A 19891-nucleotide genomic window follows, 5' to 3' on the forward strand; every position below is an offset into this window, starting at 1 on the left:
GGGCGCTGCGCAGGTCGGTCGGGTCGAGCGGGCGGTGGTGTGGTGGTGGAGAGCGGATCGCCTTCGGAGCGGATCACGGCGGAACTCCGACGTCGGATCGCGGCGGGTGAGCTGGAGCCGGGCGCCCGGGTGCCCTCGACGCGGCGGATCGTGCAGGAGTGGGGCGTGGCGATGGCCACCGCGACCAAGGTGCTGAACCGCCTGCGCGAGGAGGGGTTGGTGCGGGCCGTCCGCGGGGTGGGGACGGTGGTGGCGGCCCAGCCGGAGGCCCGGTCGACGGCTCCCGCGGCTCCGACGGCTGCTCCCACCGGGAACCCGGCTCCGGCCGCCGCTCCCGCCGTGGCGCCGGGCGCGCCCCCGGCTCCGGCGGTCGGGCGGCGGGGGAAGGGCGGGGAGCGGGAGCTCGGCCGGGAGCGGATCGTCGCGGTGGCGGTGCAGGTGGCCGACACCGAGGGGCTGGCGGCGCTGTCGATGCGTCGGATCGCGACCGAGCTGGGCGTGGCGACCATGTCGCTCTACCGCCATGTGCCCGGCAAGGACGAGCTGTTGCGGCTGATGATGGACAAGGCCTTCGCCGAGCATCCGCTCCCGGGAGCACCCGCGCCGGACTGGCGGACGGGCCTGGACGAGATCGCGCGCTTGCAGTGGCGGATCTACCGGCGCCACCCGTGGCTGGCCGCCACCATGTCCTTCACCCGGCCGGTGCTGGCGCCCGACGCGGCGCTGCACACCGAGCGGTCGCTGGCGGCGCTGGCGGGGACGGGGCTGAGCCTGGAGGAGATGGCCCAGGCCGCCGTCAGCCTGGCAGCCTTCACCTGCGGGCTGGCGGTCCACTTCGAGCGGGAGGCGCAGGCCGAGCAGGACAGCGGGATGTCCGCCGACGAGTGGATGGACCGGCTGGACGACCGGGACCACGACCGGCTGATGACGGACCCGGAGCGGTTCCCGATGTTCGAGGCGCTGAACCGGGGGCCGGAGGTCGACCTGGGCCTGGACGCGCTGTTCGAGTTCGGGCTGGCGCGGATGCTGGACGGGGTGGCGGCGCTGATCGCGGCGCGGGGGAGCGGCTGACGGCTGACGGCCGACGGACGGACGGCCGGGGGCTTTCCGGGGCGGTGAGCCGTGCCGGAAAGCCCCTGGCAGTCGCCGGTCAGCCGAACGGCCGGTGCTCCGGGGCGGCGTCCTCCGCGGCTTCGGCCTCCGCCTCCGGTTCGTCCGTGGTGGGGGTGGTGCCGGAGATGCCGAAGGGGTCGAAGTCCGGCGGCGGGATCATCACCGGGGTGCCCTTGCGCGGGGCCGGAGCGTCCGCCGCGTCCACTGCGGGGGCCGCCGTCGGAGCGGGCTGGGCCGGGATCAGCGGCGGCATCGAGGGCGGCGGCGGGACGGCGGGGCCCTGGGCGGCGACGGTGGTGCCGAACGGGTCGGGCTTCTGCTCGGCGGCGACCGTGGTGCCGAACGGGTCCGGCGCCTGGGTGCCCCCGGCGGGCGGTGCGGCGGGCTCGTCCGTGGTGGGGGTGGTGCCGGAGATGCCGAAGGGGTCGAAGTCCGGCGGCGGGATCATCACCGGGGTGCCCTTGCGCGGGGCCGGAGCGTCCGCCGCCTCCGCCGCGGGGGCCGCTGTCGGCTCCTCGGCGACCGGGGCGAAGGGGTTGAAGTCGGCGGGCGGGATGCGCACCGGGGTGCCGCGCAGGTGCACCGGCTTCTCCTCCTGGTCCGCCACCGAGGGGGCGGTGGCCGGAGGGGTGGCCGGAGCGACGGGCGGAGCGGCGGGCGGGGTCACCGGGACGGGCGGGGCGGCCACCGGGGCGGGCGCGGCCGGTGTCCGGAGCGTCTCGCCGTCCCAGCCGAACTGGATGCTCTTCAACAGTTCCGCGAACGCCTCGGTGTACAGCTCCCAGTCCTCCGGCCGGGCCGTGGACAGCTGGGCGCACAGCACCGTGCCGCCGTCCGGCAGCGGTACGAAGGCCTGGACGGCCGAGGTGACCACCCAGCGGCGCTGCCCGTCGGCGGCCAGCGCCCCGGGCACCGGCACGGTCCGGCCCTCGACCAGCACGGCGGCCGGCCCGGCGGGCAGCAGCACCGTCCAGACCTCGGCGTGCCGCCGTACGGTGGCCAGTTCGGTGGCGAGCGCGGTGATCGGCAGCGGGTGCCGGGCGAACGAGATGACCAGGGTGGCCTCGGAGGCGCGTCCGTCCACCTCCAGCGCGCAGACGCCCGCGTAGCGGACGCCCGCGTCCTGGAGCAGGTCGGTCAGGGTCGCGGTGATCACCGCGAAGTCACGGCGCGGCTCCGGCCCGGTGGCGCTGAACAACTCCTCGGCGACCTCGGCCAGGTGCCCGGTGAGTTCGGCGGCCGCCGCGAGGGTGGCCCGGTCGGCGCCGTCGGTGTCCCCGGCGGTGTCCGTCGGAGGGGCGGGCACGGTACGGGCGGAGACCCCGGCGGGCCCGCCGGGGGAGGTCAGCGGGTGGAAGCCCGGCGGGACGACCAGCCGGACCTCGGCGCCCGCGCCGGTGGCCAGTTCGACCGGCTGCCGGGTCTGCTGACCGGCCGCCAGCGCGGCCAGGGCCGGGGCGAACGGCGGGCGCAGCTTGGCGTCGGCGAACTCGCCGGTGACCGGCAGCTGGAACAGCGCGGCCGAGGTGGTACCGCGGTCGGCGATGGCGCCGCGCACCGCGCCGCCGCCGTAGCGGTTGTGCAGTGCGGTCGTCACCCGGTCGGCGACCCGTGCGCCGGTGCCGGGGCGGGCCGTTCCGGCGGTGAGCACCGTGCCGAGCCGGTCGACGGCCTCGTGCACCGGGCCGTTGGGTGCCAGCGGCAGGCCGAACAGCGCCTCGGCGGCCGGGTGTTCAGCCGGCTTCGGGGTGCTGAGCGCGGCGGCCGGGAGGCGCGAGGTGTGCTCGTCGAAGAGGGCGTCGGTGAGCGTGCCGAGGGTCGCGCAGACCTGCTCGGCTGCCGCGAAGGGGTTGGCCTCCGCACTGAACTGGACGTCCTGGGTCAACTGGTGAGCCCCCCGCTCTGCTCCGTCTGCGGTCGGTGGTTCGGGTGGGACCGGAACCGCCCGGGCGGCGGGTCGTCAGGTCCCCGCCCATTCCTATCAGAGCCCACTGTCGGCACCGAACCGCAGGATCACCCGATGATCACGCCGGGGAGGCGTCGGCGGACCCTTCCGTGGCCTGCGCGGACGGTTCGTCCACGGGTCCGGCGGCCGTCGGGGCGGCCAGCGCGGTGAGCGCGTCGAGGATGCCGGGGACGGCGAGCAGCCCGGCGAGGTCCTGGACCAGCCGCCCGGACGGCCCCTCGGGCCGCTCGTCGGCCAGGAAGGCGGCCAGCTCGGTGGCCAGCGCGGGCTCCCGGGCGGCGGTGAGGGCGAGCGAGGCGACGAACTCCTGGACCAGGTGCAGCTGCAGTTCCTCCAGCGGTACGGACCGCTCGGCCAGCCACTCCAGCGAGGTGATCTCGGCGTTGGCGATCCAGGCCCGGACGGAAAGCCGCAGCCCGGGGCTCGGCGCCGGGACGGCCAGGTGGGCGAGGATCTGGTCGTGCGCCGCCCGGCGGACCTCGTCGATCACCGCCGAGGTCCCCGGGCTGGCCGCCACCGAGCCGCCCCGCAGCAGCGCGGCGAAGCCGGGCCCGTGGCTCTGCACGAAATCCAGGTAGCGGCCCATCACCCGGTACAGCCGCTCCGACAGCGGCCCCTCCATCGGCTCCTCGAAACGCGCCGAGAGCTCCCGCCCGGCGCGCCGCAGCGAGGCCTCGTACAGCGCCTGCTTGCCCGGGAAGTAGTGGTACACCAGCGGCCGGGAGGCGCCCGCGGCGGCGGCGATGTCGTCGATCGACACCTCCTCCGGGGGACGCCGGCTGAACAGCTCCAGGGCCACGGCGATCAGCTGTTCCCGCCGCTCGTCGACGCTCAGCCGCCGGCGCGGCCGCTCGCCCGCGGCCCCCCGGTCGGGGGCGGCGGCGGTCCGTGCTGCGCGGTCGGCCGTCGGCGACGGCGTACGGGAGGCCATGCGCGCAGCCTATCCGGCGGCCGTCCGTGGGCCCATGCGGCCTGTCCCGCGCCTACCGAACCGAACCGAACCGGCCCGGCCCGGCCCGGCCGGTGGGCTACCCGGCCTTGAGCTCCAGGTAGCGGCGGTAGGCCTCCAGCCCGTCGACCACGAAGGTGTCGCGGGCGAGGCGTTCGGTGAGCTCGGCCGGGGTGAGCCAGGCGTGCCAGGCGACCTCGGACTCCTGCGGGGAGACCGGGCCGTCCCACTCCGCCTCGTACATGTCGCACCACCAGGAGAGCTTGCCGCCGTCGGGCTCCCGGAACAGGAACTTGAAGAGCGGGCGCGGGGCGATGCCCCGGACGCCGAGCTCCTCCTCGGCCTCGCGGACGGCCGCCTCGGCGTAGCTCTCGCCGGAGCCGACCACGCCGCCGACCCACATGTCGTACGCGCCGGGGGCGAACAGCTTGGTGTCGGTGCGGCGGTGGACGAAGATCCGCCCGGCCGGGTCGCGGACCATGATGAAGACGCAGCGGTGGGTCAGCCCCTGGCGGTACACCTCCCCCCGCAGCGCCGTCCCGATCACCCGGTCGTTCTCGTCGACGATGTCCAGCAGCTCTTCGGCAGGGTTGGTCATGAACCACAGGTTAGGGTTTCCGGGCCCGCTTCGAACGCGGGATCGAGGAATTCTGACGTCGACGAACGAGCTGAGGACGGCGCGCGATGGTGGAGATCTGGGGCGAGACGGCCGAGGGGTTCGAGCCCGTACGGGAGGCCTTCGCGCGGAACTTCGCCGAGTACGGCGAGCTGGGCGCCGCCTTCGCGCTCTACCTGCGCGGCCGCAAGGTGGTCGACCTGTGGGGCGGCGACGCCCGGCCCGAGGTCGGCGGCCGGCCCGCGCCCGCGGTGCCGTGGACGGCGGACACCGCCCAGGTGCTGCGCTCGGTCACCAAGGGGCTGAGCGCGGCCACCGCGCTGCTGCTGGTCGAGTGCGGCCTGCTCGACCTGGACGCGCCGGTCTCCTCGTACTGGCCGGAGTTCGCGGCGGCCGGCAAGGGCGCGGTGCCGGTGCGCTGGCTGCTGTCGCACCAGGCCGGGGTGCCGGCGCTGGACGCGCCGCTGCGCCTGGAGGACGTGCTGACCTGGGAGCGCGCCGTCGCCGCGGTCGCCGCGCAGGAGCCCGCCTGGGAGCCCGGGACGGCGCACGGCTACCACCCGTACACCTTCGGCTGGCTGGTCGGCGAGGTGGTGCGGCGGGCGAGCGGCCGGAGCATCGGCCAGTACTTCGCCGAGGAGGTCGCCCGGCCGTTCGGGCTGGACCTGTGGATCGGACTGCCGGCCGGTGCCGCGCCCCGGGTCGGCAAGCTGGTCGACCTGCCCGCCCCGGAGGCGGCCCGGACCGGCCCGAGCGGGCTGCGGCTGCGGCCCAAGCAGTCCGTCCGGGACGCCTACCAGGACCCGACCTCGCTGACCGCCCGCGCCTTCGCCTCGGTGCTGCCCGGGGTGAACATGAACGACCCGGCGGTGCAGGCCGCCGAGATCCCCGGTGCGAACGGCATCGGCACGGCCCGTTCGGTGGCCCGGTTCTACGCGGCGCTGATCGGCGCGGCCGACCGCCCGGACGGCTCCGGCGGGCTGCTGCCGCCGCTGTTCGGCCCGGAGGTGCTGGCCCGTGCGGTCGGGCCGGTGGTGCACGGCCCGGACCGGGTGCTGATCGTCAACTCGACCTTCGGCCTGGGCTTCTGGCGGCACGGCCCGACCGCGCCGATGGCCTCCCCGGCGAGCTTCGGCCACCCGGGCCGGGGCGGCTCGCTGGGCTTCGCCGACCCGGAGCTCGGGCTCGGCTTCGGGTACGTCACCAACGGGATGCAGCCGGGTGTCACCGGGGACGTGCGCTCGCGCAACCTGCTCCGCGCGGTGCGGGGGTGCCTGGGGCTGTCCTGAGCCCGCGGGCCGGGGGACGCCGGTGGACGCCGGGGGACTACGCCTGGCCGGTCTCGAAGCGGGTGATCTTCCCGCCGTCGACGGTGAAGCGCCAGGCGGTGCGCATCTCGCCCCAGGTGTCGTTGGTGAAGTTGGCGACCAGGCCGCGGCCGCCGTTGGCCTCGGTCTGGACGTCCATCCGGCCGTGCGGGCCGAAGATCTCCCGGTCGATCCACTCCGTCAGCTCACGGTCGGAGCCGTCGTCGGACATGGTCGCGCCGGGGGCGAGCGTGGCCAGGAAGGCGTTGCGGTCACCGGCGTTGACCGCGGTCACGAAGGCGCGGACGGCGGGGTCGGAGAGCTTGCTGGGGGCGATCGTCATCGAGGACTCCCGAGGGGAAAAGGGACGGGAGTCCTTGTTTAGGGCGTTCGCGCGGGCCGTTCGGGCATGTCGGCGGCGCGTCGGAAAAATCACCTGATTCATGTGCTTAGATCCAGAAACGGGCGATTTGCCCGGTGAGCCCGCCGCGGGGAGTGGCGGTGGAGCGGGCGGCCCGGCGGTCGGGCCTCCCGCTCCACTCTTAACTAGAAGAAGCCGACCGCGTCGGGGGAGTAGCTGACCAGCAGGTTCTTGGTCTGCTGGTAGTGCTCCAGCAGCGCCTTGTGGGTCTCCCGCCCGATGCCGGAGTTCTTGTAGCCGCCGAAGGCCGCGTGGGCCGGGTAGGCGTGGTAGCAGTTCGTCCAGACCCGGCCCGCCTGGATCGCGCGCCCGGCCCGGTGGGCGGTGTTGATGTTGCGGGTCCACACGCCCGCGCCCAGCCCGTACTGGGTGTCGTTGGCGAGCGAGACCGCCTGGTCGAAGCCGTCGAAGCGGGTGACCGAGACCACCGGGCCGAAGATCTCCTCCTGGAAGACCCGCATGCTGTTGACGCCCTCGAAGACCGTCGGCGTCACGTAGTACCCGCCGGCCAGCGAGCCGCCGAGCTCGGCCCGTTCGCCGCCGACCAGGAGCTTGGCGCCCTCCGCCTGGCCGATCTCGAAGTAGGAGAGGATCTTCTTCAACTGCTCGGCACTGGCCTGCGCGCCGACCTGGGTCCCGGTGTCCAGCGGGTTGCCCTGGCGCATCGCGCGCACCCGGGCCAGGCCGTCGCCGAGCAGCCGCTCGTAGACCGGGGTCTCGATCAGCGCGCGGCTGGGGCAGGTGCAGACCTCGCCCTGGTTGAGGGCGAACATCGCGAAGCCCTCGACGGCCTTGTCGTAGAACGCGTCGTCGTCGGCGGCGACGTCCGCGAAGAACAGGTTGGGGCTCTTGCCGCCGAGCTCCAGGGTCGCCGGGATCAGGTTGTCCGCGGCGGCGCGGGCGATCAGCCGGCCGGTGCTGGTCTCCCCGGTGAAGGCGAGCTTGCGGACCCGGGGGCTGGCGGCCAGCGGGGCGCCGGCCTCCTCGCCGAAGCCGGTGACGATGTTGAGCACGCCCGGCGGCACCAGGTCGGCGGTCAGCTCGGCGAGCAGCAGCACCGAGGCCGGGGTCTGCTCGGCCGGCTTGAGCACCACGGCGTTGCCGGCCGCGAGCGCCGGGGCGAGCTTCCAGACCGCCATCAGGATCGGGAAGTTCCACGGGATGATCTGGCCGACCACGCCGAGCGGCTCGTGGAAGTGGTAGGCCACGGTGTCCTCGTCCAGCTGGGAGAGGCTGCCCTCCTGGGCCCGCAGCGCGCCGGCGAAGTAGCGCAGGTGGTCGACGGCGAGCGGGAGGTCGGCGGCCAGCGTCTCGCGGACCGGCTTGCCGTTCTCCCAGCTCTCCGCGACCGCCAGCTGCTCCAGGTTGGCCTCCATCCGGTCGGCCATCCGCAGCAGCACTTGGGCGCGCTCGGCGGGGGAGGTACGGCCCCAGGCCGGGGCGGCGGCGTGGGCCGCGTCCAGGGCGGCCTCGATGTCCGCCGCGGTGCCGCGGGCGACCTCGGTGAAGACCTCGCCGGTGACCGGGGTCGGGTTGCCGAAGTACTCGCCGCGCACCGGGGGCGTCCAACCGCCGCCGATCCAGTGGTCGTACCGGGAGCGGTAGGCGACGATGCTGCCGGGTGCGCCGGGGGGCTGGTAGACCGTCATGCTCTGTGTCTCCTCGCGACGTCGGGCGCCCCCGGCGCCGAGCGGGCCGGGGGCGGCACGCCGGACCGCCGCCCGGTCGGGGGCGGTCCGGCGGAGGTGCGGACACGCAGTCGGGCCGGCGCCCCGCCGGGGCGCCCGCCGACGAGCACGATAACCGCCGGGCGCGCGGCGCGGCTACGGTCCGTACGACCGGCTCGTACGGACGGTGGGGATTCCGCAGCTTCCGGACGTTCCAGATGTTCGGACGTTTCGGAGGTTCCGGACCGGGCGCGTAGGGGCGCGTCCGAGCGCGCGCCGTCCCGGGCGCGCCTCGGACGGGCCCGGCGGAGCCGGACGGCGTCGGGCCGGGGTGGGTCAGACCGCGTGGTACCGGCCGGTGCGGGCCTCCCAGCTGAGGTAGCCGGCCAGCCAGGTGATCAGTCCGTCGGCGTACCGCTGGGCGATCGCGCTCTCGACCCGGGACAGTCCCAACTCCCGGTACACGTCCGGCAGTCGACCGTGCAGCTCGGCGCAGCGCTCGACCATCAGCTGGGCCTCCGCCATGACCGCGGCGCAGGCCTCCTCGGACGAGCAGTGGCGCTCGCGCTGGACGATCATGACCAGGTTGTTCACGTCGCCGCGCGGGGCCTCCAGCGGGAACGAGCGCACGTCGTTGCTGAGCGACGGTATGTCGGCCGCCAGCTGGCGGAGTTGGCGCAGTACCGGGTGGTGCAGCACGGAAGCGGGGACCTCGAACTGGCCGAGTCGTTCGACCATGTCGAAGATGGTCTCCATCGCCGCGGTACCCCGTCTGAGTTCGAGGTAGCCGTCCCGGTCCGGCGGGCGGGCGGAGATCCGGCCGGCCGCCTCGGCCGGGTGACTGGCGAAGTAGTACTCCCAGTTGTAGGCGGCGCGGGCCTGCCAGCGGGCGGGCATGCCGCGCACGCTGCGGCTCCACAGATCGGCGAAGGCGGTCTCGACCGGGGAGCGCTGGTCGGGGCGGGCGCCGTGCAGGACGGCGATCAGCCGCTCGCAGATCGGCGCGACCTCGGCCGGCCGGCGGCCGAGCGGGCCGTCGAACTGGTCGTCGAAGAGGAAGTAGAACCCCATCAGGTCGGCCGCCAGGGCGAGTTCCTCCGGTCCGGCGTCCGGGTAGCCGAGCGCGGCGAGGTCGACCACCTCCCAGTGGGCGTAGCCCGGGTGGTCGGCGTCGGGGAGCAGCGGATGGCGGATCAGCCAGTCGCGGTGCGCCACGGTGGCGTACGGGCCGTGCGAACTCCGGCGGTGCGGGAACGGGATCTGAAGTGAGTTGTCGTCAGACATCGGACTCCCGGTGCAGCGGTTGGTGGGGGCGCTTGTGGTTCGAGCACTGAGTGTGGGGGGAGTTGACGCAGCGGGGTGCAGGGGGTGAGGGTGGTTACGCAAGATCATCCGCGCCTCGCGGGCCGTAGGGTATCTGATGTAATGATCGGACGTTAGGGATATAGGGCAATTGCCCTTGGCAAGCCGTCCGAACCCTCACCGTCCGCCCCAGCCTGCGCGAATGCCGCACAGCGAGCCGTACACGGCGCTAACCTCGGCTCCACGAACAGTAGTGATGGGCCGGCTCCCCGCGCGCGATGGCGGGGCGGAGCCGCGAGCGGGTGAGGCGGAGGCGTGACGGTGACCGATCAGGGCAACGAACTTCGGACGGGAACCGGTTCCGAACGGGACGAGGACGGCCCCGCCCCCCGGGTCAGGCTGCGCGACCGCGACGCCGAACTGCGTTCCGTGGAAGCGGCCATCGACCGGCTCTGCCGCGAGTTCGCCGCCGGCGGCACCGAGATCGGCGAACTCCTCGCCTTCTCCGGCCGCCCCGGCATCGGCAAGACCAGCCTGCTGCACGAGGTCCGACGGATCGCCAGCCTGCGCGAGGGCGCCACCGTGCTCTTCGCCCGCGGCGGCGAACGGCAGTTCAAGGAGCCCTACCACGTGCTCCGCCAGCTCCTCCAGCCCGTCCTGACCCGGCTGGAGCCCGACGAGTTCAGCCAGGTCATGGGCACCTGGGAGGAGGTCGTCGGACCGGCCATGGGCCTCAAGCAGCCCAAGGCCGGCGCCCGCCGCCTCGACCCCCAGGGCGTCCGCGACGGCCTCGACTACGTCCTCACCCAGCTCGCACCGCGCCGCGCGCCGATGGTGATGATCGTCGACGACCTGCACTGGGCGGACGCCGAATCCCTCTCCTGGCTCGCCAAGTTCGCCGTCCGCTCCGGCGAACTGCCCGTCCTGCTGGTGTTCGCCTTCCGCGAGGACGAGAACGACTGGTTCGGCGAGACCCAGGAACTGCGCCGCGGCATCCTGGGCCTCGCCAGCCGCAAGCACGAACTCAGCCGGCTCACCCTGAACTCCGTCTCCGACATGATCCGGGCGGAACTCGGCGACCGGGCCGAGGACGCCTTCTGCTACGAGTTCTGGAACGTCGTCAACGGCAACCCCTTCGAGGCCGTCGCCCTGCTCGACCAGGTCCGCGACCAGGAGCTCGAACCCGTCGAGGAGAACTCCCGGCAACTGCGCGAACTCGCCGTCGACGCCACCGGGATGACCCTCAAGAGCTGGCTGGACCGGCTCGGCCCCGCCACCCTGCGCTTCGCCTGGGCCTGCGCCATGCTCGGCACCGACATCCGGATCGACCTGGTCACCCGGATCTCCACCCAGAGCAGCGAGGGCGCCCGCGAGTCCATCAAGCAGCTGCGCAAGCAGCGCGTGCTCACCCAGGCCCCCAACGGCAACCTCGAGTTCGTCCACCCGCTGATCGCCAGCTCCATCTACAACACCATGCCGGAGGCCACCCGCCTCGGCATGCACGGCATCGCCGCCGTCGAGATCGAGAACGCCGGACTCGGCCTGCTCGCCGCCTCCCGCCACCTGGTCGAGACCCACTCCGGCGAGGGCGACGACCGGATCGTCAAGAAGCTGCGCCGCGCCGCCGTCGAGCACCAGCTGATCGGCGCCCCCGAGGCCGCCCAGCGCTGCCTGCACCGGGCGCTCAACGAGCCGCCCGCCGACGACATCAAGGCCGAGGTGCTGTACGAGCTCGGCTGCTCCGCGCTGCTCACCGACCCCGGCGCCACCGTCAACCAGCTCAGGCTCGCCCTCGACCCCGACGAGGGGCCGCTGCGCCCCGAACTGCGGGTGGACGCCACCTTCCGGCTCTCCGAGGTGCTCGCCCACAGCGGTGAGCTGGGCCAGGCCGCCCTGGTCTGCCAGGCGGAGGCGGAGCAGACCACCGACCCGGTCCGGCGCCAGCGGCTCCAGGCGGCCTCGTTCATGTGGCACGCCTTCCGCAAGTCCGAGGAGGACGGACCGGGCCGCTCCGCCCGGCTGGAGGAGCTCCACCGCAACCTGGCCGGCCGGGATGCCGCCGACCGGGCCGTGCTGGTGATGCGGGCCTGGGACCTGACCCTGCGCGGCGAACCCTCCGCCGACGCGCTCGCGCTCGCCGACGAGGTCCTGGACGGCGGCCGGCTGCCCAAGGGCCTCGGCTGGACGGACACCACCTGGGGCTTCGAACTGCCCTCGATGCTCTGCCTCACGTACATCTACAACGACCGCATCGCCCAGGCCGAGCGGCTGGCCGCGGACGCCATCATCCAGTTCGAACTGGCCGGTTGGAGCGGTGCCCACCGGGGCTTCGCGTACTTCCTGATGGGGCTGGCCCGGTTCCGCCGCGGACTGCTCGCCGAGGCCGAGGACTTCCTGCGCCGGGCCTACCGGATCTCCGAGCGGATCGGTTCCAAGCTGCCGCTGGCCTGGGACGCCGTCGGCGTGCTGGTGGACACCCTGATCGCCCGCGGCCGGGTCGAGGAGGCCTGGGAGCTGGCCAACGAGTTCGGCTTCCACCCGCCGTACCACGCGACGGTCATGGTGCTGCCGGACGCGGCCTCGCTGTACGGCAAGCTGCTGGTCGCCAAGAGCCGGCACGCCGGCGCGGCCGCCGCGCTCACCGAGGCCGGGGCCCAGCTGGAGGTCCGCGGCTGGCACAACACCGTCTGGGCGCCCTGGGCCGGGCACCTGGCCATCGCGATCGCGGCCGACGAGCCGGAGCGGGCCCGCTACTACGCCCAGAAGGCCGTCGACGACGCCCGCCGGTTCGGCACCGCCTCGGCGATCGGCAGCGCGCTGCGGCTGCAGGCCCGGATCGCGGACGGCCAGCAGGCGGTGGAGCTGCTGGAGCAGGCCGTGGAGCAGCTCGGGCAGTCCCCGGCCGGGTACGAGCACGCCGTCGCGCTGGTCGAGCTCGGCGCCGCGCAGCGCCGGGTCGGCCGGCTGGAGGACGCCCAGGAGTACCTCTACCAGGGCATCGAACTGGCCCAGCACTGCTCGGCGGAGCGGCTGGTCGACCGGGCCCGGCGGGAGCTGGCCAACTACGGCCTGCGGCCCAACCGGCTGGGGGTGCACGACTTCCGGGAGACACTGGAGACGCTCAGCGGGCCGGAGCGGGACGTCGCCAACCTCGCCGTCCAGGGCGTACCGCCGCAGCGGATCGCGGAGCGGCTCGGGGTGCACCTGAGCCTGGTCAACCGGCGGCTGGCGGCGGTCTACCGCAAGGCGGGCACCGGGCCGGACGGGCTGGCCTCGGCGCTCGGCCTGCGGGCGGAGCCGGGCGAGGATCCGGCGGAGTAGCGGGCGGAGCGGGGCGAGGATCCGGCGGAGCAGCAGGCGGGGAGCGGTAGGGGCGTCCGGGCGGCGCGCGGTGGCGTGGGAGCGCCCCCGCCGGGGCCACTCTGGCTAGGCTGACGGGCACCACGGGGGGCCGCTGCGACGCCCCCGGACGGAACGGGACACCGGGCGGAGGCGGCAGCGCCGCCGCCAGTGAGGAGCAGGCCATGGCGAGCGAGGCCACCAGTGTGCGCCGCGAACCCCTCGACCCCTCGGGCGCGGGCGCGGCGATCCAGCGCTGGACGCTGACCTCCGGCCCGTACGAGGCGAGCGTGCTCAACCTCGGCGCCACCCTGCACACCCTCACCGCCCCGGACCGGGCCGGCCGCCCGGCCCAACTGCTGCTCTCCACCGACGAGCTGGCGCAGATCCTCGGCCCGGCCCGGCACTACGGCACGGTGGTGGGCCGGTACGCCAACCGGATCGACGGCTCGGTGGTGACCATCGACGGCGAGGACCACCCGCTGGCCCCGACCGGCGGCGGGATCACCATCCACGGCGGGCCGGACGGCTTCGCCCAGCGGATGTGGGCGGCCGAGCCGGTCGACGGCGGGGTGCGGCTGCGGCTGCACAGCCCGGACGGCGACCAGGGCTTCCCGGGCGCGCTGGACGTCACCGTCACGTACACCCTGGCGCACACCCCGGGCGAGGGCGGCGAGCTGGTGATCGACTACCGCGCCGTCACCACCAGGCCGACGGTCGTCAACCTGACCAACCACGCGTACTTCAACCTCGCGGGTGAGGGCGTCGGCGACATCCTGGGCCACCTGCTCACCCTGGACGCCGACGAGTACACCCCGGCCGACGAGCGGCAGATCCCGTACGGTCGGACCGAGCCGGTGGCCGGGACGCCTTTCGACTTCACCGTGGCCACCCCGATCGGCAAGTCGGTGCACGACGAGCACCCGCAGCTGGCCGGTCCGGGCGGCTACGACCACAACTGGGTGCTGCGCGCCCGACCGGCGGACGGCAGCCCGGCGCGGGCGGCGCTGCTGGAGGAGCCGGTCAGCGGCCGCACCCTGGAGGTGCTGACCACCGAGCCGGGCGTCCAGGTCTACACCGCGAACAAGTTCCAGGGCGCGGTCACCGGCGCGCGCGGGGTGCCGTACGGGCCGTTCGCCGGGATCGCCTTGGAGACCCAGCACTTCCCGGACTCCCCGCACCACCCGGCGTTCCCGAGCACCGTGCTGCGGCCGGGGGAGGAGTTCCGCTCGACCACGGTGCTGCGGCTCGGGGTCAACTAGGGCGTGTACATCCCTGGCTAGGGCCTGTCCTGCCCCTGGGCGGAGTCGAGGTCCCGGCGCATGCAGAGCCGGGGCCAGCGGTCGAGGCCGTGCTCGGCCTCCAGTCGGCGGATCCGGCGCAGGCCCGGGGTGAGTTCGGCCTCGCCGAGCGGGCGGAAGCCGCAGCGGGCGTAGTACGGGGCGTTCCAGGGGACGTCCGCGAAGGTGGTCAGGGTGAGCGCGGGGGCGTCGGTACCCTCGGCGAGGTGCTCGATCAGGGCCCGGCCGATGCCCCGGCGGGCGTGGTCGGGGTGGACCGACACCTGCTCGACGTGCAGCGCGCCGTCCACCGGTTCGGCCAGCAGGTAGCCGGCGATCGTCCCGTCGGGGGCCGCGGCGACCAGGGCGGTGCCGTGTTCCAGGTAGCGGGCCAGCTCCGCCGGGGCCGGGGGCTCGTCCGCGGCGATCTCCGGCATCCCGATCTCCGCGAACGGGGCTCCGGCGGCCCGCTCCAACTCGGTCAGCAGGGGCAGTTCGTCCTTCACGGCGGCTCTGATGCGCATGCGTCCAGTCTGCTGCAAGCGGTTTCCGGCCACGGAGGGCGGCTGCGTCGGCCACCCCGGGATGGGGCGAAGCGGACGGAGACGGACATTGCGCCGCGCCGTCCACTACCGTGCGGCCACGTCCAGGACACGCGGATGTAACGATCGCGGCTTCTTGCAGAAACTTGCTGCAAGACCTTTCCGTCGATCTTGCACCGCTGTTAACTTCCTTCCCGAGCCCGACGGCAGCAACGGTGCGGTCGGCACGAGGCAGCCATTATGCGCCTGTCTCCGAACATCTCGGGCACCCCCACCCTCCTAGGAGTTCTCATGCGGCGTGGCATCGCGGCCTCTGCCCTCGTTGTGGCCCTCGCGGTCTCGATGGCTGCCTGTGGCAGCAGTGGCGGCTCCGGCTCCGACGGCAAGGCCGACGGCCCGGTCACCCTCACCTACTGGGACACGTCGAACGCCACCAACGAGGCTCCGAACTACGAGGAACTGGCCAAGAAGTTCACCGCGGCCAACCCGAACATCAAGGTCAACTTCGTCAACGTGCCGTTCGACCAGGCGCAGAACAAGCTGCAGACCGCCATGGGGGCCAAGGGCGCGCCCGACGTGTTCCGCTCCGAGGTCGGCTGGACCGCCGCCTTCGCCAAGGCCGGCTTCCTGGAGCCGCTGGACGGCACCCCCGCCGCCGCCGACACCTCCGCCTTCCAGCCCAGCCTGATCCAGCAGGCCAAGTACGAGGGCAAGCTGTACGGCGTCCCGCTGGTCACCGACACCCTCGGCCTGCTCTACAACAAGGACCTCTTCGCCAAGGCCGGGATCACCGACGCCCCCAAGACCTGGGACGAGCTGAAGACCGACGCCGCCGCCGTCAAGGAGAAGGCGGGCGTCGACGGCTTCTGGATGAAGGCCGCGGACGGCTACTACGCGATGCCGTTCCTGTTCGGCGAGGGCACCGACACCGTCGACGCCGCCGGCAAGAAGATCACCGTCACCTCGCCCGAGGCCGTCAAGGGCATCGAGACCTACAAGTCGATGTTCACCTCGCCCGGCACCGCCAAGGCCGACGTCACCACCGATGCCTACGCCCACATGATGGACGCCTTCAACAGCGGCAAGGTCGCGGCGATCATCCAGGGCCCCTGGGAGATCACCAACATCTACAAGGGCTCCGCGTTCGCCGACAAGAAGAACCTCGGCATCGCCGCCGTCCCGGCCGGCTCCAGCGGCAAGGCCGGCGCCCCCACCGGCGGCCACAACATCGCCGTCTACGCCGGTGCGGACAAGGCCCACAAGGCCGCCGCCGAGAAGTTCGCCGCCTTCATGACCTCGGCCGAGAGCCAGGCCTTCATCGCGCAGAAGAACTCCACCCTGCCGACCCGCTCCGACGCCTACACCGCCGACGTCAAGGCCGACCCGGGCATCGCCGGCTTCCAGGCCATCCTCGGCAGCGCCAAGCCGCGCCCCGAACTGCCCGAGTACAGCTCGCTGTTCGACTCGCTCGGCACCAACCTCGGCAAGGCCGTCCAGGGCACCGGTACCCAGGACGCGCTGAACACCGTCGCCACGGACTACGCCAAGCTCCTGCCGGGCTTCGCCAAGTAGTCCCCGCAGCCCGGCCCGCCGACCCCGGCGGGCCGGGCCGTCGGCTCCCCCGAGACTTCCCCCCGAGAAGGTGCAAACGATGTCAGTCGCCGTGCAGGGCGCCACCGGCAAGGGCAGCCGGGAGCGCGATCAGCGTCCGGGCCTGCTGGAACGCCTCAAGCGCTCCTACGCCAAGCACTGGTACGCCTACGCGATGATCGCCCCGGTCGTGCTGGTGCTCGGCGTCCTGGTGTTCTACCCGCTCGTCGAAGGCGTCTGGCTCACCCTCACGGACGCCAACAGCCTCAACGTCGCCCGCAAGATCGGCGTCAACGAGATCCCGGCCAGCTACCAGTACATCGGCTTCCACAACTACGCCGACATCCTCTGGGGCCCCGGCTCGTACGACCGGTTCTGGTCCCACTTCGTGTGGACCATCGCCTGGACGGCCATCTGCGTCAGCCTGCACTACACCCTCGGCCTCGGCCTCGCCGTCCTGCTCAACAAGAAGCTGCGCGGGCGCGCCGCCTACCGGATGCTGCTGATCCTCCCGTGGGCCGTGCCGACCTTCGTCACCGTCTTCTCCTGGCGGCTGATGCTCTCCGACGGCGGCGTCGTCAACACCGTGCTCTCCACCCTGCACCTGCCCGAGCCCGGCTGGCTCACCGACCCGTGGGCGCAGAAGGCGGCCGCGATCCTGGTCAACACCTGGGCCGGTGTGCCGTTCATGATGATCTCGCTGCTCGGCGGCCTCCAGTCCATCCCGGCCGAGCTGTACGAGGCCGCCGAGATGGACGGCGCCACCCGCTGGCAGCAGTTCCGGCACATCACCCTGCCGGGGCTGCGCACCGTCTCCTCGACCGTCGTGCTGCTCGGCGTGATTTGGACGTTCAACCAGTTCAACGTCATCTTCCTGCTGTTCGGCAAGGGCGCCCCGGACGCCCAGCTGCTGGTCACCTGGGCCTACCGCCTGGGCTTCGGCCAGATCCCCCGGGACTACGCCGGCTCCGCCGCGTACGGCGTGATCCTGCTGTCCATCCTGATCGTCTTCACCGCCTTCTACCGGCGCTGGCTCGCCCGCAACGAGCAGGCCAACGGCTAGGGGCTCATCTCCCCAGGCCCCGGACCCAGTTGACCCACGAAGGCAGGTAACCCGATGAGCACCACCACCGAACGCCCCGCCCCCGCGGCGGCCCCGGCCCCGGCCGCCCGGCCGGCGAAGTTCCGGCCGCGCGGCGAGAGCGGCCCGCTGTCCAAGGCGCTGTCCCACGGCGTCCTGATCCTCGCCAGCCTGATCGCGCTGTTCCCGGTCGGCTGGATCCTCTTCGTCTCGCTCGGGCCGGACAAGAACGACTACCTCCACCCCGGCGACATCTTCGGCAAGATCACGCTGTCGAACTACCAGCACGTGCTGGGCGACACCGACTTCTTCACCTGGTTCGGCAACTCCCTGCTGGTCGCCGGGGTGACCACCGTGTTCGGCGTGCTGCTCGCCGCCACCGCCGGGTACGCCGTGTCCCGGATGAGGTTCCCCGGGCACAAGCCGCTGATGTGGTCGCTGCTGGTCACCCAGATGTTCCCGATCGCGGTGCTGATCGTGCCGATGTACACCATGCTCTCCGCACTGGACCTGCTGGACAGCTACGCCGGCCTGATCCTGGTCTACTCCACCACCACCGTGCCGTACTGCGCCTGGCTGATGAAGGGCTACTTCGACACCATCCCGGTGGAGATCGACGAGGCCGGCCGGGTCGACGGGCTCAGCCCGTTCGGCACCTTCTGGCGGCTGGTGCTGCCGCTCGCCCGCCCGGGCCTGGCGGTGGCCGCGTTCTACTCCTTCCTCACCTACTGGGCCGAGGTGCCGTTCGCCTCCACCTTCATGCTCAGCTCGGACAAGTACACGCTGGCCGTCGGCCTGCAGAGCTTCGTCAGCGAGCACGACGCCCAGTGGAACCTGATGGCCGCCACCGCCGTGCTGATCGCGATCCCCTCCGCGGCCTTCTTCTACCTGGTGCAGCGCCACCTGGTCACCGGCCTGACCGCCGGCGCCTCCAAGTCGTAACGCTCCCAGCACCCTTGCTTTCCAGCGCTCCTCCGATCCCCGAGGGATACCGTCCATGACCCAGAACCTGGCCGACACCTCCCGGCCTGCCGCCGACACCGCTCAGGAGACGGCGACCCCGGCTCCCGTGACCGGCGGCGCGCCCAGAGGCTGGTGGCGGGACGCGGTCATCTACCAGGTGTACCCGCGCAGCTTCGCCGACTCCAACGGGGACGGCATGGGCGACCTGCCCGGCATCCGCAGCCGGCTGCCGTACCTGCGGGACCTCGGCGTGGACGCCGTCTGGCTCTCCCCCTTCTACGCCTCGCCGCAGGCCGACGCGGGCTACGACGTCGCCGACTACCGCGCCGTGGACCCGATGTTCGGCACCCTGCTGGACGCCGACGCGCTGATCCGGGACGCCCACCGGCTCGGCCTGCGGATCATCGTCGACCTCGTCCCCAACCACTCCTCGGACCAGCACGAGTGGTTCCAGCGCGCCCTGCGCGAGGGCCCCGGCTCCCCGCTGCGCGACCGCTACCACTTCCGCCCCGGCAAGGGCGAGAACGGCGAACTCCCGCCCAACGACTGGGAGTCCATCTTCGGCGGCCCGGCCTGGACCCGCACCGAGGACCCGGACGGCACCCCCGGCGACTGGTACCTGCACCTGTTCGCCCCCGAGCAGCCCGACTTCAACTGGGAGAACCCGGCCGTCGCCGACGAGTTCCGCTCGATCCTGCGGTTCTGGCTGGACATGGGCGTGGACGGCTTCCGGATCGACGTCGCCCACGGCCTGGTCAAGGCCCCCGGACTGCCCGACCTCGGCGGCGCCGACCAGCTCAAGCTGCTCGGCAACGACGTCATGCCGTTCTTCGACCAGGACGGCGTGCACGAGATCTACCGCAGCTGGCGCCGGATCCTCGACGAGTACCCGGGGCAGCGGATCGGCGTCGCCGAGGCCTGGACCCCGACCGTCCAGCGCACCGCCAACTACGTCCGCCCCGACGAACTGCACCAGGCCTTCAACTTCCAGTACCTGGGCACCGACTGGGACGCCGCCGCGCTGCGCGAGGTGATCGACCTCTCGCTCGACTCGATGCGCCCGGTCGACGCCCCCACCACCTGGGTGCTGTCCAACCACGACGTCACCCGGCACGCCACCCGGTTCGCCAACGAGCCCGGCCTCGGCACCCAGATCCGCACCCCGGGCGACCGCGCGCTCGGCCTGCGCCGGGCCCGCGCCGCCACCCTGCTGATGCTCGCGCTGCCCGGCTCCGCGTACGTCTACCAGGGCGAGGAGCTCGGCCTGCCGGACGTCACCGACCTGCCCGACGAGGTCCGCCAGGACCCGTCCTTCTTCCGCCAGGCCGGCCAGGACGGCTACCGCGACGGCTGCCGGGTGCCGATCCCGTGGTCCGGCACCGAGGCCCCGTACGGCTTCGGACCGGTCGCGGGCGGGCCGTCCTGGCTGCCGCAGCCCGCCGAGTGGGCCGGGCTGAGCGTCGAGGCGCAGACCGGCGACCCGTCCTCCACCCTGGAGCTCTACCGCAGCGCGCTGGCCGTCCGCCGGGCGCAGCCCGACCTCGGCGCCGGCACCGGGGTCGAGTGGCTGGACGCCCCCGAGGGCACCCTCGCCTTCCGGCGCGGCTCCTTCGTCTGCACGGTGAACACCACCGGCGAGCCCGTGCGGATACCCGTCCCCGGCCGACTGCTGCTCTCCTCGACCGAACTCGGGACGGACGGCGGCGAGACCGTGCTCGCACCGGACAGCACCGGCTGGTGGGCGGTCTGACGTGG

Annotated in this window: 15 protein-coding genes; 8 read left to right on the forward strand and 7 right to left on the reverse strand. The window is 73.3% G+C overall.

Going from position 1 to position 19891, the window contains the following annotated elements; genetic code table 11:
* Window positions 1-45: 45 nt before the first annotated feature.
* A complete protein-coding gene (locus ACIQWA_RS32500) occupies window positions 46-1071 on the forward strand; it encodes a TetR/AcrR family transcriptional regulator C-terminal domain-containing protein (RefSeq protein WP_402488510.1) in 1026 nt (341 codons plus the stop codon).
* A gap of 79 nt (window positions 1072-1150) precedes the next feature.
* On the opposite strand, the gene ACIQWA_RS32505 is transcribed toward ACIQWA_RS32500, so the two are convergent.
* The 3 genes from ACIQWA_RS32505 to ACIQWA_RS32515 all read right to left on the reverse strand — a co-directional run bounded on the left by ACIQWA_RS32505 (window position 1151) and on the right by ACIQWA_RS32515 (window position 4626).
* Window positions 1151-2998 (reverse strand): hypothetical protein, encoded by a 1848-nt coding sequence (locus ACIQWA_RS32505; RefSeq protein WP_402488513.1) that lies wholly within the window; start codon window positions 2996-2998, stop codon window positions 1151-1153.
* 139 nt (window positions 2999-3137) lie between these two features.
* A complete protein-coding gene (locus ACIQWA_RS32510; RefSeq protein WP_402488516.1) occupies window positions 3138-4010 on the reverse strand; it encodes a TetR/AcrR family transcriptional regulator in 873 nt (290 codons plus the stop codon).
* A gap of 97 nt (window positions 4011-4107) precedes the next feature.
* The gene (locus tag ACIQWA_RS32515; protein WP_402488519.1) at window positions 4108-4626 is read right to left on the reverse strand and encodes an NUDIX hydrolase; all 519 of its coding nucleotides are present in this window, start codon (window positions 4624-4626) and stop codon (window positions 4108-4110) included.
* A gap of 86 nt (window positions 4627-4712) precedes the next feature.
* Between ACIQWA_RS32515 and ACIQWA_RS32520 the strand changes: the two genes are divergently transcribed.
* Entirely contained in the window at window positions 4713-5933 is a 1221-nt protein-coding gene (locus ACIQWA_RS32520) for a serine hydrolase domain-containing protein (protein ID WP_402488521.1), read from the forward strand.
* 37 nt (window positions 5934-5970) lie between these two features.
* Here ACIQWA_RS32520 and ACIQWA_RS32525 read toward each other — a convergent pair whose 3' ends face one another.
* The 3 genes from ACIQWA_RS32525 to ACIQWA_RS32535 all read right to left on the reverse strand — a co-directional run bounded on the left by ACIQWA_RS32525 (window position 5971) and on the right by ACIQWA_RS32535 (window position 9323).
* Window positions 5971-6294 (reverse strand): nuclear transport factor 2 family protein, encoded by a 324-nt coding sequence (locus ACIQWA_RS32525; protein WP_360238751.1) that lies wholly within the window; start codon window positions 6292-6294, stop codon window positions 5971-5973.
* Window positions 6295-6497: 203 nt separating this feature from the next.
* Complete coding sequence (locus ACIQWA_RS32530) at window positions 6498-8021, reverse strand: aldehyde dehydrogenase family protein (RefSeq protein ID WP_402488524.1); 1524 nt, start codon at window positions 8019-8021, stop codon at window positions 6498-6500.
* A gap of 354 nt (window positions 8022-8375) precedes the next feature.
* Window positions 8376-9323, reverse strand: coding sequence for a terpene cyclase (locus tag ACIQWA_RS32535; RefSeq protein ID WP_402488526.1), 948 nt, complete (start codon window positions 9321-9323; stop codon window positions 8376-8378).
* A 333-nt stretch (window positions 9324-9656) separates the two neighbouring features.
* Between ACIQWA_RS32535 and ACIQWA_RS32540 the strand changes: the two genes are divergently transcribed.
* Entirely contained in the window at window positions 9657-12662 is a 3006-nt protein-coding gene (locus ACIQWA_RS32540; RefSeq protein ID WP_402488529.1) for an ATP-binding protein, read from the forward strand.
* A 203-nt stretch (window positions 12663-12865) separates the two neighbouring features.
* A complete protein-coding gene (locus tag ACIQWA_RS32545; protein WP_402488532.1) occupies window positions 12866-13942 on the forward strand; it encodes an aldose epimerase family protein in 1077 nt (358 codons plus the stop codon).
* 17 nt (window positions 13943-13959) lie between these two features.
* On the opposite strand, the gene ACIQWA_RS32550 is transcribed toward ACIQWA_RS32545, so the two are convergent.
* Window positions 13960-14484: a GNAT family N-acetyltransferase gene (locus tag ACIQWA_RS32550; RefSeq protein ID WP_402488534.1), complete on the reverse strand. Its 525-nt coding sequence runs from the start codon at window positions 14482-14484 to the stop codon at window positions 13960-13962.
* A gap of 309 nt (window positions 14485-14793) precedes the next feature.
* Here ACIQWA_RS32550 and ACIQWA_RS32555 point away from each other — a divergent pair, with 309 nt between their 5' ends.
* From ACIQWA_RS32555 to ACIQWA_RS32570, 4 genes are all read left to right on the forward strand, one after another.
* On the forward strand, window positions 14794-16074 hold the full coding sequence (locus tag ACIQWA_RS32555; protein WP_402488537.1) for an extracellular solute-binding protein: 1281 nt from the start codon (window positions 14794-14796) through the stop codon (window positions 16072-16074).
* Window positions 16075-16153: 79 nt separating this feature from the next.
* Entirely contained in the window at window positions 16154-17155 is a 1002-nt protein-coding gene (locus ACIQWA_RS32560) for a sugar ABC transporter permease (protein ID WP_360238738.1), read from the forward strand.
* 54 nt (window positions 17156-17209) lie between these two features.
* A complete protein-coding gene (locus ACIQWA_RS32565; protein WP_360238736.1) occupies window positions 17210-18115 on the forward strand; it encodes a carbohydrate ABC transporter permease in 906 nt (301 codons plus the stop codon).
* 55 nt (window positions 18116-18170) lie between these two features.
* On the forward strand, window positions 18171-19886 hold the full coding sequence (locus ACIQWA_RS32570) for a glycoside hydrolase family 13 protein (RefSeq protein WP_360238734.1): 1716 nt from the start codon (window positions 18171-18173) through the stop codon (window positions 19884-19886).
* Window positions 19887-19891 lie beyond the last annotated feature (5 nt).

This window comes from Kitasatospora sp. NPDC098652 (assembly GCF_044760155.1).
In the GTDB taxonomy this organism is placed as follows: domain Bacteria; phylum Actinomycetota; class Actinomycetes; order Streptomycetales; family Streptomycetaceae; genus Kitasatospora.